This is a genomic window from Terrihalobacillus insolitus (assembly GCF_028416575.1).
Lineage (GTDB): Bacteria > Bacillota > Bacilli > Bacillales > Amphibacillaceae > Terrihalobacillus > Terrihalobacillus insolitus.
On record NZ_JAMQKB010000020.1, the window covers coordinates 38,050 to 50,570 of the forward strand.

Annotated in this window: 13 protein-coding genes; all 13 read right to left on the reverse strand. The window is 37.5% G+C overall.

Annotated elements, in window-relative coordinates; translation table 11 throughout:
- Positions 1 to 26: 26 nt before the first annotated feature.
- The 13 genes from lgt to NC797_RS14840 all read right to left on the reverse strand — a co-directional run bounded on the left by lgt (position 27) and on the right by NC797_RS14840 (position 11,932).
- Entirely contained in the window at positions 27 to 932 is a 906-nt protein-coding gene (gene lgt, locus NC797_RS14780; RefSeq protein ID WP_272437582.1) for a prolipoprotein diacylglyceryl transferase, read from the reverse strand.
- A gap of 1,277 nt (positions 933 to 2,209) precedes the next feature.
- Positions 2,210 to 4,126: a copper resistance protein CopC gene (locus NC797_RS14785; RefSeq protein ID WP_272437583.1), complete on the reverse strand. Its 1,917-nt coding sequence runs from the start codon at positions 4,124 to 4,126 to the stop codon at positions 2,210 to 2,212.
- 25 nt (positions 4,127 to 4,151) lie between these two features.
- The gene (locus NC797_RS14790) at positions 4,152 to 4,883 is read right to left on the reverse strand and encodes a hypothetical protein (protein WP_272437584.1); all 732 of its coding nucleotides are present in this window, start codon (positions 4,881 to 4,883) and stop codon (positions 4,152 to 4,154) included.
- Between the two features lie 34 nt (positions 4,884 to 4,917).
- Positions 4,918 to 5,439, reverse strand: a complete 522-nt coding sequence (locus NC797_RS14795) for a TlpA family protein disulfide reductase (RefSeq protein WP_272437585.1) — start codon at positions 5,437 to 5,439, stop codon at positions 4,918 to 4,920.
- Between the two features lie 28 nt (positions 5,440 to 5,467).
- Positions 5,468 to 5,596, reverse strand: coding sequence for a CcmD family protein (locus NC797_RS14800; RefSeq protein WP_272437586.1), 129 nt, complete (start codon positions 5,594 to 5,596; stop codon positions 5,468 to 5,470).
- On the reverse strand, positions 5,596 to 6,300 hold the full coding sequence (locus NC797_RS14805) for a cytochrome c biogenesis protein (RefSeq protein ID WP_272437587.1): 705 nt from the start codon (positions 6,298 to 6,300) through the stop codon (positions 5,596 to 5,598). The genes NC797_RS14800 and NC797_RS14805 overlap by 1 nt, the downstream gene beginning before the upstream one ends.
- Position 6,301: 1 nt before the next feature.
- Positions 6,302 to 6,979, reverse strand: a complete 678-nt coding sequence (locus NC797_RS14810) for a heme exporter protein CcmB (protein WP_272437588.1) — start codon at positions 6,977 to 6,979, stop codon at positions 6,302 to 6,304.
- Complete coding sequence (locus NC797_RS14815) at positions 6,966 to 7,667, reverse strand: ABC transporter ATP-binding protein (protein ID WP_272437589.1); 702 nt, start codon at positions 7,665 to 7,667, stop codon at positions 6,966 to 6,968. Before NC797_RS14815 ends, NC797_RS14810 begins: the two co-directional genes overlap by 14 nt.
- Positions 7,667 to 8,611: a hypothetical protein gene (locus NC797_RS14820; protein WP_272437590.1), complete on the reverse strand. Its 945-nt coding sequence runs from the start codon at positions 8,609 to 8,611 to the stop codon at positions 7,667 to 7,669. Before NC797_RS14820 ends, NC797_RS14815 begins: the two co-directional genes overlap by 1 nt.
- Complete coding sequence (locus tag NC797_RS14825; RefSeq protein WP_272437591.1) at positions 8,601 to 8,954, reverse strand: hypothetical protein; 354 nt, start codon at positions 8,952 to 8,954, stop codon at positions 8,601 to 8,603. The genes NC797_RS14820 and NC797_RS14825 overlap by 11 nt, the downstream gene beginning before the upstream one ends.
- Positions 8,955 to 8,998: 44 nt before the next feature.
- The gene (locus tag NC797_RS14830) at positions 8,999 to 9,493 is read right to left on the reverse strand and encodes a cytochrome c-type biogenesis protein (protein ID WP_272437592.1); all 495 of its coding nucleotides are present in this window, start codon (positions 9,491 to 9,493) and stop codon (positions 8,999 to 9,001) included.
- Positions 9,477 to 11,474 (reverse strand): heme lyase CcmF/NrfE family subunit, encoded by a 1,998-nt coding sequence (locus tag NC797_RS14835; RefSeq protein WP_272437593.1) that lies wholly within the window; start codon positions 11,472 to 11,474, stop codon positions 9,477 to 9,479. The genes NC797_RS14830 and NC797_RS14835 overlap by 17 nt, the downstream gene beginning before the upstream one ends.
- Positions 11,475 to 11,476: 2 nt before the next feature.
- The gene (locus tag NC797_RS14840) at positions 11,477 to 11,932 is read right to left on the reverse strand and encodes a cytochrome c maturation protein CcmE (RefSeq protein WP_272437594.1); all 456 of its coding nucleotides are present in this window, start codon (positions 11,930 to 11,932) and stop codon (positions 11,477 to 11,479) included.
- Between the last annotated feature and the right edge of the window lie 589 nt (positions 11,933 to 12,521).

Below are 12,521 nucleotides of genomic sequence, written 5' to 3' on the forward strand. Positions count from 1 at the left end.
TGCATGGGATAACTACGTTTACTGTATTATTTTTTACCTTTTTTACTACTATTATTTTTCTTACCGTTATTATTTTTATTATCTTTGTTGCCTTTATTTCCTTTATTTCCTTTACCATCTCTATTACCTATGTTTTCCATAATGCCTTCATTCAGGGCTAATTTCTTTTGTCTAAATAACAAATAGGCACCTAATAGGATTGCTGCTATGATGGTCCAGAAAGTTGTCCATTGTCCTGCAGTTAAATTGAGGAAATACCTAGGTGAATCCCCTCGTAGGAACTCCAGCATAAATCTTTGGAATGAGTACAAGATAAAATAAATCAGAAAAATCCACCCTTTGGGCAATTTTCTCGCACTTAATATTACAAGAATTGCATAAATAACAAAATTTCCCTGACTTTCCCAAATATCTGCTGGCCATAAAGGTTGTGAGCCATAATAAGAATAAGCTACTGTCCCTTCTGGATAAACCATACCAAAGTTACCACCAGTTGGAGAGCCAAAAACATCACCCGCCAATAGTTCAGCCGCTCTCCCAATAGCTTGTCCAAGAATGAGCGCTGGAGCAAGGTAGTCCGCAAATTCAAAAAAGTTCAATTTGTGTTTGTACGAATAAATGATTAACACGACAAGCCCACCGATGATTGCTCCTAATATGGATATTCCGCCTTTCCATATCATTAAGATTTCACCAGGATTCTGGGAGAAATATGGCCATTGAAAGACAAATACATGCCAGAAACGCGCACCGATAATTGCACCTATTACAGCATAAAATATAAAGCTTTCCATATGTTTCTCATAAACGGTACCTCTCATGCCAACTAGTGCAACACCATACGCCAATAAGATTGCTATTACGGATACGACACCATGCGTTTGTACGGTGTATCCGAAAATTGTAATAAAATCTTTAAACAAGTTTCCCACCTCAGTATTATTTTATTTCCTACTATATCTTAATACACAAACAATCCCAACGCTATAAATATTGATGAATTCGATCGTTTTAATATTGGGTTCGTTCATGGGTTAAAGTGAACAACATACATTTCTTTTTGGATATTGTCTTATTTGATTCTGCATTTTCTATGTTTGCGCAACACTATTTAAATTTATCCTTCACCTTGTACACCTCCCATAAACAATTTCTTATGTAGTGTTCCCTTGATGGTATTATTTAGTATGCTTTACTTTAAACCGCTTACTCTAATGTACAAAAGGGCAACAAAAGTACCCTCCCATTTACGAGACGGCATATACGCCGTCACTTTCTTTAATATAACCACGTTTTTGATCTCTCGAAGTTTACATTTGCAACATTCTTTTTCATTGTCCATAATATCCTACTTCGATTGTGAGACTGTTAGCAAGTATAAATCATAAATATGAAGGAATTGTGTGTTTTCCGAATTATCTTACTTAATTTCTTTTTTTTTATAAAAAAGGGACTAGGATTTCAATGATAATCAGCGTGATAAAGGCAATACAAATGTGAACCAAATGGAAAAAGCGTAGGTGATTTCTCTGTTCATTACCTAACGTAGCCATCCAACAAATATAGTAATTTAATTAAGAAGCGAACTCGTTTCAGCAAGCTGAAAAATCGGTGAATCAGGTGGAGTCTAGACTTCACCTGATTGAAAATTAAACCCTAAAACCATTTAAAGATTAACGTGTTTTCTAAAAACAACCTACATAATATTTGCTTTATGCACAATATATTGGTAGTTTAAATAGGGAATCTAACGATACAATCAGCAAACTAATATATATTGAAGGTGTTATTCTATGGCAAATAAGGTTTCCCCAATACTACTTTACTTTTTTATTCTAGCCTACATCCTACTATTCTTTTTAGCTAGTTTCATTACGAGCAGCCTAACTGGGTTTCCCTTTAGTAAACTGATCGTCCTTACGACTACAGTCATTATTTATTGGTTTATAGCATTGATAATTACGAAATTACTGCAACATGTACATCACTTAAAACAGACATTTGTAAGAATTATTGGAAGTTTACTAGTGATCATGTTCTTTACTTCGATACAACAGTTACTGTTTATCACTGTTCCATTTAGTGTTAGCCTATCATTTTTTACAATCAGTCTTGCTCTGCTCCTCCTCCTACATTCCTTGTCCATTAAATTTATGTACAAATAAGAATGGCACAGCCATTCTTATTTGTTTCTATCATTTGTGTTCATTCATTCATTAAATCGTATTTCACCAGGAACGACAATTTCATATGGTATTTGAATTTCTTCTCCGTTTTCCATAGTGACCTTTATTGTCATATTGACTGTTCCTGCGGCATGTAATAAGTTTCCAGTAAGCTTATATGTTCCTTCATCTACTTTAAAGGCATTATTTTCAATAAACCAATCTGGTGGCATACCTAGTTTAACTCGAACATTGCTAACAGGTACATCTTCAAGCAATTTAATCGTAATCGTACTTAGACCAATCTCAATTGGTGTAACTTTTACATCTAACTCCAAGCTTTGCTCAGGGTTAGGCTCTTTATATAGACCTTGCTCAGCAGCACTTGGATTAGCGGCAACTAAAGTTGAAGCAAATAGGATAATCATCACACCGTATGTTAGCTCTATCCACCCTTTTTTATAAACGGAGCTTGCTAGTTTAGACCCAAGCTTCTTAATCGTCTTACGTTGGAAATATGCGACCGAAATTACAAATAAAAAGAGTGCAACTTTCACAATTAGAGACCTTCCCCATTCACTTTCTATCAAACTTTGAATCGAAAAGGAAGGTAAAAATGCAACAGACATCCAAATTCCGGAAACGGCTATACCGATCATACTAATAAATGCCCACTTTGAAAACGAAGGTCCAGCCTTTTTTAACCAATCCATAGCATTTTCCTGTTTTGGTTTGGCAATGAAAGCAAATAAACAACCGATCCATATTGCTGCACCGAGAATATGGATAGAAGATGCAACCAGGGTGATATACCCTCCATAACGCGGGTAGGTGGCATGACCAATTATGAATGGAGATAAAAGCAACGCCAACCCATACAATAGAAATCGTACCTTTTTAAGCCAAATACCCAGAGTGAGCAAAATGAGCTGCACAATTGGAATCCAACTAAACTTCAACAAGAAAAAGTCTGAAAAAGACAGTTCCGATAGTGCAAGTTTTTGCTCTACTAGTAACAGTGTAATTCCACTAAAACTAATTAAATAAAAAAGTAAATTCATTTTATTCCATCTTGCTAGATACTGATTCTTTATGATAAAAGTATAAAAACATGCGATTCCAAACAACATGGTTAATCCGACAAACATTAACCAATAAGCCAGTTGTTTGCGCTCTAATGTAAAACCATAGGAAGTAGATGGGGCCACATTTAAAACTTCGCCCCCTATACCAAATGGGGTAAACTCTCCAATTGCGAAGTAAAAGACTCCTTGATTTGCAAGTACTTGCTTATCATTGTTAGCCGGGGAACCTATCCATGTTACTTGGTATGTACCAGAAGCAAGTTCTTCTGTAAATGGTATGATAACTTTGTTAGGGTTATCTGGATCGCTTTCCGGTGCTTTGGTGGAGATTGGGGCACGCTTATCATCAAAAATACCCACCACATTGATATTTACTGGCTGATTAAATACTAACTCCATTTGTTTCGGAGATTGCTCGTACACTATCCCATCCTGAAGATTGGACTTAACCAATTCTAATATCCCAAATGATTTATTCTTTATTGCAGTATCCTTTACCGAAAATGTAAACTCCTCATTAATTACATATCCATCCTGGGCAATGGTATTGATTTTAACAGAATATTTGCCAGGCTTTAATTCTTGATCAAGTTTCGCAATAATATGAGTAGAATCTTCTGGATCAACTTCTGTGTTACCAATCGGTACTTTATTACCATCTGTGTCTATTAATTGAAGCGACTCTTTATGTATTTCTACTGGATCTTTAAACCAAACCTCAATTGTAGAAGGGGACTTTTTCAACACTTCACTTCCACTTGGAGTGGTTCCTTTTAAAGCAGAATGTGCCCCTATAGGTTCCGTGAAAATGAAAAAAAATAGAATGAATAAGAGCACATGAAATAGTGTACATGTTTTAACTAATTTCCTACTCATTTTAACCAACCTCCTTTTCAATGTACTACCAATAGAGTAAAAATAGATTAAGTGCAACGAAAAAATAAATAAATCCAAAATAAATATAAACCAATTTACTCCCAGATTTTTTCTTAAGAAAAACGTCTAGCTTGTAACCATATCCTAATATACTAAAAATTAGTAAAGGAAAAAATGTTGCAAAGGCAAATAAAAATGGGATGATAAGTACATAGAATATGGATTTATCTATTATCCATGGTGTATACATCGTATATATTTGGTAGACACCAGAATCTAAGAACAGAGAAAGCACAAACCCAACCGCTAGCCCTTTCCACAGAATAGGCTGACTAGGTTTATTGATCGGGATGCCTTTTTCAAGTAGACGACTCCATTGAAAAAATAGTACTCCTAAGACCAAAAAAAAAGGCGCGCTTGCCATGCTTACTTTTTCCACAATGCCCTCTAACTTATTTCCTTCTAGCCATATAATGAAACCAGTTAACAGATAAACACCGATTAGTTTGCCCAAAAAAAGACCAGTAACCATTTTCCACCAGTCTTTTCTGTGCATCATTTGTTTTGCAATGAACGGAATTGAGCCAATATGTGCAGCCAACTGGCTTGGATACACACTTGCTATTACCCCTAGTAAAATCGTTCCTAACAAAGGCGCGCCAAAATATCCATTGTAAGAACTATTATATAGCCCCCACAATGGATCTGTAATAAAGCTAGCAAAGTCGACTAATTGTTTATAAAGAATTGCATTCATGTACATCCCTCCATTTATGTATGGAAGATCCATGTCACTCCAACGGATTCTGTCTAAATTTGTTTACCGTTTCGACGATAAATTCCTTCTTCATTGGGCCAACGTAATGGTAGCGAATAATTCCCTGTTCATCGATAAAAAATGTTTCTGGTTGCCCTGTCACACCATATGGTGATGCCATTGAATCATTATAGTCAAGGAGATATGTTGACGTAGAATTAAACTCCTCAATAAACTCCTCGACCTTCACTTTTGGTTCAGCCCGATCTAGGATTAACAGCTTTGCCTGATCTCCATATTGTTCCTCAAAAGCTTGTAGTTCTGGTGCTTCTTCCCTACATGGTGGACACCAAGAAGCGAAAAAATTAAGCACCACAAACTCACCTTGATAATCAGATAAGCTGACCATGTTACCATCCATATCTTCTAATGTAAAGTCAGGGGCAGGGTCGTCTACCTCCGCAGCAGTTGAATATTTCCCGAAACTAATCGCTGCATAAATAAACCCAGCGGCAATTGCGACAAGAGAGGTAATCCTAATGATCTTTCGTATCAATGAGCCTTCCCCCTCCCTTTTTTATGAATCATTGCCTTGCCTCGTTTTTCATGTTATCTAGTTGCTGTGAAACTTGCTTTTGCTGTTGAAACAGTCTTCCCATATAAACTAAAATGCCTATCCACATAACGGATACCCCGATGAATAAATAAGTCATTAAAAATCTGTCCTTTCCGACATAGAATGTTGTCTTATTTCTTTTACTTTTTCCCGCTGACTCTCAAGTACGTAACGATATAGAAGCATCGTCGCAAAAAGAACCATAAACGCAAACATGCTGAAAAATAAGGTATTCGCCATCTCTGGTGGCATGTTTGCTCCATTTTCATCGATTACTTTGGGGTGGATCGTTCTCCACCACAGCACCGAAAAGTATACTAATGGAACATCGATAAATCCTATGATTCCGAAAACCGCAGCAAATTTTCGATGTCGTTCTTCCCCTTTGACTGAGGTACGGATTAACAGGTATGCAACGTAAATAAACCACAGGATTAGTGAAGTAACCAATCTCGGGTCATCCCAAACCCACCATGTGTTCCATACAGGCCTAGCCCACATTGAACCTAAAATGAGCACAAAGGTTGTAAAGAGTACACCGATTTCTGCTGATGAAACAGCAAGGTAATCCCATTTTTTATTTTTTGTGATTAAATATAATATACCTGCACCAAAAACGACCCCAAACGCTGCAAAAGCAACGAATGCAGTTGGGACGTGAAAATACATGATTTTTTGAACAATACCCATGTATTTCTCTATGGGAGCAAAAAAGAAAACCATGTATAGTTGAATACCTATCAAGATTGCCGTTATACCAGTTAAAATTAGTTTTATTGGGTCAATAAATCTTTGTATCATATTACACCTCCAACAAGATATCAAATAAAAACAACGGAGCAATTGTAAACAGTATATTATATCCAACTAGTAGTAAAACCCACAAGTCTTGTCCCATAACAATAGAAGGATATAAAGCCATTTCTGTTAGTTGTGAAATAGCTAAAAACAAGGGAACTGCCAGCGGGAAAATCATAATTGGAACGAGCAAGTCGGTGATGCTGCTCGACTGGGCTAGTGTGGTGAAAAACACACCTAAAGCAACAAAGCCCCAGCTTCCTAAAAAAAGCGTGAAGAGCAACAATCCAATCGATTCAGGGAATGGCTGCTTTAAAAATAAGAAAAATACTGGAACAGATATGATTACCACGATAAATACGAATAGAAGATTTCCTAGCAGTTTCCCTAAAAATATCGCCCCTCGATCAACTGGAGCAATTAGTAACCCCGTAAGTGCGTCATTCTCTCTCTCTGCTATTCCATACTTGCTAAAACCTAATAGAGCTGACAGCAGGATAGGAATCCACAGGACACCAGCAGCAATCTTTTTAATTGCTTCTATATTAGCATCAAACACAATTTGTAAAAAAACTTGGAATAGAACTGCAAAAATAATCATCGATAGAAGAAGAGATTTGTTACGAAATTCTATCTTTAAATCTCGCTTTAAAATCAATAACGATTGTTTAAAAAACATCATGCTGTTTCTCCTTTAACCATCCCTGATACTGATTCATAAAGGAGCGATACGTCTTTTCCGTACACGGTGTCTCTAAGACGATTTTGCCGTTATGTAGGAGTACAGCTCGGTCACATAAATCCCAAGCATGTGCACTATCATGACTTACTAAAACATACCCTACTCCCTGTTTATTCTTTTCCTTTAACAACCTTTCAAGTATGGTTTTAGATGCAAGATCAAGTCCATCAAAGGGTTCATCTAATAAAAGGTGTGTTGGCTGGTGGACAAATGCCCTTGCAATTGCAAGACGTTGTTTCATCCCTTTCGAATAGGTTTCCACTCGTTCCTGTTGAACCCTCGATAAATTGACTTGATTAAACACCTGTTCAATTTGTTCATTATCTGTTTTCCCATACAATTTTTGATAAAAAAGAAGATTTTCATATCCTGTTAAACTACTGTACAAAAATGTTTCAGGAAAAACAACGCCAAGTTTACTTTTCCACTTTTGTAATGACATCCCCTCAGGCATCGTTGTTTTGCCAGTAGAAGGATGGAGCAATGTGCTCATCACCTTTAAAAGAGAAGATTTTCCAGCTCCGTTTGCACCTAGCAAGGCGATCGCCTCTCCATGTGCCCAATTCAAATTGATCGAACGCAATACGGGTTTATCTTCTATTGCTAAGCTAACGTTTTTCAGCTGCATTAGCTGATCGACTCCTGATAAAGCTCTGTTTTAATTCGGATCAGCTTTGCCCGAAGTTGTTCTTTCGTTTTTTTGTATGTTTGTTCGGTTAATAATCCTGCTTGATAATCCTTTTCCAATTGAAGGATTTCTTGTAGCAATACTTCGTTTTCCTCTAATAGCCATGATCGATTAATCTTTATCTTTCTACCAGTGGTTTTTTGAAGGTCTCGCTTCAATCCAATTAAAGCTGCTGTTAGAGCAATGATAATAATGATGACTGTAACAGTTGCTTTACCATAGCCGAATCCTTCTCCCCCGATAATTTTAATCCCATCTTCGGTTCTTTTAGCACCAGGTTCCTCCGAACGAATTTGATCCTCTTGTGGTGCAGCGTTTAATAGGCGGAAGGATAAATTCCAAGGCACGTCTGGGTGGGCATCTACACGTGTAAACCGGCGAAATTCCTGGTCGTTCATTTCGAACAATTCAGACTGTGTGACTAAATTACTTGCATTAAAGGATAAAACACCAGGTTGAATCACTACCTGTAACGATTCTGTTACGTAAGATTGTTCAAGGTTCCATTGGGATGTGCCATTAAACATTGGCATTTTGTAGGAAACAACGATCTTCTTTTCTTCTCCTCCCTTTAACCCCGTAACATCTACGATCCCTTTATCTGTTTTTTCCATATTTTCTTCTGTTAGCCCATCACTTAACGACAAATCAGCATAATCCTCTGGAAGATAAATCGGTAGCTCTTGCTCTGTTTGGTCCCCTCTATTATTAAAACTTACACTTTGGACCACTTGAATGGTCGTTTCATCAACTGGAAAAACAACCATTGTTTGGTTCGTAATTCGAACTGGATATTTACCATCAGCCAGTGCTTCCATTGGCTGAAAAAAAAGTGTGAAAATCATAATCAGCATAAGGGAATAGGTAATCTGTTTAATTCTCATGATTGACCTCCTGGCTTGGTACCAATCCGTGTTTTTCAAGATAATCGTTGATTTCGTCATCGACCTGCGACTTCAATTTCTCGATATTCCGTTCCGTTGGTCGAACAAATTGAGCTGCTTTAACGGTTAACTCATTCTTCGTTTCGATAAAATCACTTTCAGCTAGCTTACCCATTTGATAATCATATTCTAGATCTGCTAACTGTGTAAATACACGCTCTTTTTCCTGAATGTCATGATCTTGCTCGATATAGCTCTTCGTTTCAGACTTTTTAGAGAAAAAAGGAGAAAGAAGTGCCAATATAATAACGACACCTATTCCAATAATAACTGTAGTGGACATCCATCCTCTTCCTTTCCTACAAGTGTGCGTTCAATAGTCATCCTCTACAACCAATTCTTTAATTCTTCGTTAATTTTCATCTTATCCTCATCGGTAATGGTCGGCTCTGAGTAATCTTCTGATTCCTGCGGTTTCTTTTTTGACCATTGATAAATAATAAATATTACCAATGCCGCACCTAAAACTACACTTATTCCTGGCGCTATCCAAGGAATCAAATTAAACCCTTCTGTGCTCGGGGAAGCTAAGATTCGATCTCCATATTTTTGGACGAGCGTATCGATGACTTCGTTTTTACTCATGCCTTGTTCAAGTAAACCTCTAATTTCCGAGCGAGTTTCATAGGCAGTCGACAAATTACAGTAGTCTGCAGTCATCGAATCTAAACAGCCTGGTGGATGGATTTCTTTTGCGACGTTTAGAACTTCCCGTCTTGTGACAGATACCTTATCTTCTGCCGCTAATCCTATGCGTGGGACAAGAGTCAAAAACCAAAGAGTTGGCAAGTATAGAAACACCCATTTATATGTTGCTGCCATTTGTTATCGACTCCATTTTTAGCCTTCGAATCTCTCTTGCTCTTCGTGATCTTTCTGGCCATAATGCGATCAAAGTACCTAATATTAACAAGTAGCCACCAAACCAAACCCATGTTATTAATGGAAAGATTTTAACTTGAATAATAGCATTACCATTTTCTTCATCCCATCCATTTAAGGCAACGAATAGATCTTCTTGAACGGAACTCACAACTGCTACTTCTGTCGTCGTTTGCGTACCATTAAGGTAATCTACTTTTTCGGGTCGTATGACACCAAGCTCTTTTCCGTTCTTTTCCACGTAAAATTCTGCAAACACAGACGTTTTTAAATCTGTTGATGTTTCACCAAGACCACGATATTCGAGCGAGTATTTACCGTAACTTATCGTTTCGCCCTTGGTAATATTTTGTTGTAGGTCCACTGAAAACACACTTGCACCTGTTAATCCAATTACGACAAAAACGACGGCTAAGTGTACAATATATCCACCGTATCTTCTTCTGTTTTTTACAAACAGCATAATAAACGAGCGGAAAGGAGATTCCCCTGTTGATTTCACCCTAGCTTGTACACCTTTTGAAAATTCGAGCAAAATCATCATTAGAACAAATAGAGCACTTGTAATCGCTAATATCGCTTTCCAATTACCTACGCCGATCGTGAATAAAGCAACAGCTACGATAACTGCAACCACTATTGGCATAATCAGATTTTTGCGTAAAACACTAAGGCTTGACCGTTTCCATGCTAGAACGGGGCCAATTCCCATCGCAAGTATTAGTGCAATAAAAATTGGAACATTGACCCGATTAAAATATGGGGCTCCAACCATCACCTTGGATCCTGTTACCGCCTCGGATATAACTGGATAAACCGTACCCAAGAATATGGTAAATGCCGAAACAACTAACAAAAGGTTGTTTACTAAGAAACTACTTTCCTTAGAAACGGCTGATTCAAATTGTACATCGGCTTCAAGGATTGTCCACCTGGATGAAATAATCCAAAGTGAAAAAACCAAGATAAACCCAATAAATCCTAAGAAGTATGCTCCAATAGGGCCATTTGCAAAGGCATGTACAGACCATAGGACACCACTACGCGTTAACAATGTGCCAAATATAGTAAGCATGAAAGTTGTAGCTACTAGTGACACATTCCATTTCTTCATCATTCCTTTACGTTCTTGAATCATTGCTGAATGAAGAAATGCGGTTCCCGTTAACCAAGGAAGGAAGGAAGCATTTTCTACAGGGTCCCAAGCCCAGTAACCTCCCCAGCCTAGTTCTACGTATGCCCATTGTGAACCGAAAATAATTCCCATGCTTAAAAAAAGCCAAGATACCAACGTCCAGCGTCTTGTTATTTTTAACCAAGTAGCATCTACCTTTTTCAAAATTAACGCTGCCATTCCATATGCAAAAGGAATTGAAAATCCGATATAGCCTAGATATAAGGTAACTGGGTGAACAGCCATACCTGGATTTTGCAGAAGCGGATTCAATCCATTCCCTTCATTCATCTCCTCTGGATTAAGTGCAAATGGAAATTCAACAATGTTAAGAACAAGTGCAAAGAATAGATTAATAACTAACAAAAATGTAGAGACCCACGGTAAGTATTGATTACTGTCTTTATGTTTTGACCACGTTACTAATGCAGTGTACATGCTAAGAATCCACAGCCAAAGTAAAAGGGATCCTGCATTTCCTCCCCAAAATGCCGAAATCTTGTAGAATAGCGCCATTTCTGAGCTCGAATATTGAGCAACATACGCATAATCAAAGTTACTGGTAACGAGTAAATAGATTAACGATCCTGCAGCTAAAGTCGTGAGTCCAGCTAAAGCCAACACGGATCGTTTTGCACTTATTAGCCATTTACTACTTTTGGTACGGATGGCTATCAAATGTGCAACAATCCCATAACTAATGATCACTAGTGCAAAGATAATAGACCAACGACCAATCTCTCCCATAATTAATAGCCCCCTTCTTGCTGTTCATTGTATTGATCTGCCGGGAGCTCTTCGCCTTCTTCATCCATCGCTTCATATTTAGATGGACATTTTACTAATAGTTCGGTTGCTACTAATTTACCATTAGGACTAAGTTTTCCCGTCACAATTGCTTCCCAGCCATCGTTTAACGTGTCGGGCTTTGCTCCTTCATATTGAATCGGTACACGGAATTCTTTATTTTCCTCTCCTCGCAACTCAAACGTTAATAGAATTTTATCCGAATCAAATTCAATGGAATCGCCGACAATTTTCCCACTAAGCTTAATAGGCTTGCCTGCAATCTGTCCTTGCTCAGCCTTTAATTCATCAACAGTCATATAAAAAGTAGCTGCATTCCCTATGCTCGAATATATCAACGCACCTACTACACCAAAGAATAGAATTGATACGATCATCCATTTTATTCGCTTACTCAAAATAAGCCACCTCAATTTTGTGTTTTTCTCCCAAATGACCACACTTAACATTAATCCACTTGGTAGTATAGACAAGAAATGTGTAGATTTTGTGGGGAAAGAATTTTTTTGTAAAAAAAAGTTGGTACAAGCGCCCATATTATCGCTATGTACTTGTGGACACATTTGCACACACCTGATATTAGGTTATTTTTCAGGATTAAGCTACTGTATACCCAATTAACTTTTTTCTGTTTTTAATTATAACTTTTTTGGTGATCAAGTTCCAGGCTAGACAATGCGAGGAGGACGAACATGAAAAAAACACTTACTTTCCTTGGTAATTTACAGTTTACTTATCGTATTACTACAAGGATGTCATTAAAAAAGGTGTGCATGGACAATACTTAATTGAACTACCCACCACTTACAAAAGAAAGTTCACTTTTGAAGTGGGGGATTCTAATGAAATAGACATACACCGTTTATGTTGTGTATGACCGTATCCCGTTCAACTAGGATACGGTTTTTCCACTTTTCAGCTTGGACAAACTTTTTTGCTCTAAATCTGTGAGAGCACCTAAAGCAAAGATCTCGTTTGTGGTACGAA

Coding starts and splice junctions, on each gene's coding strand:
- NC797_RS14815 (WP_272437589.1), bottom strand. CDS start 7,667: ATGCAGCTGAAAAACGTTAGCTTAGCAATAGAAGATAAACCCGTATTG.
- NC797_RS14830 (WP_272437592.1), bottom strand. CDS start 9,493: ATGGCAGCAACATATAAATGGGTGTTTCTATACTTGCCAACTCTTTGG.
- NC797_RS14820 (WP_272437590.1), bottom strand. CDS start 8,611: ATGAGAATTAAACAGATTACCTATTCCCTTATGCTGATTATGATTTTC.
- NC797_RS14800 (WP_272437586.1), bottom strand. CDS start 5,596: ATGACTTATTTATTCATCGGGGTATCCGTTATGTGGATAGGCATTTTA.
- NC797_RS14825 (WP_272437591.1), bottom strand. CDS start 8,954: ATGTCCACTACAGTTATTATTGGAATAGGTGTCGTTATTATATTGGCA.
- NC797_RS14810 (WP_272437588.1), bottom strand. CDS start 6,979: ATGATGTTTTTTAAACAATCGTTATTGATTTTAAAGCGAGATTTAAAG.
- NC797_RS14835 (WP_272437593.1), bottom strand. CDS start 11,474: ATGGGAGAGATTGGTCGTTGGTCTATTATCTTTGCACTAGTGATCATT.
- NC797_RS14790 (WP_272437584.1), bottom strand. CDS start 4,883: ATGAATGCAATTCTTTATAAACAATTAGTCGACTTTGCTAGCTTTATT.
- NC797_RS14805 (WP_272437587.1), bottom strand. CDS start 6,300: ATGATACAAAGATTTATTGACCCAATAAAACTAATTTTAACTGGTATA.
- NC797_RS14785 (WP_272437583.1), bottom strand. CDS start 4,126: ATGAGTAGGAAATTAGTTAAAACATGTACACTATTTCATGTGCTCTTA.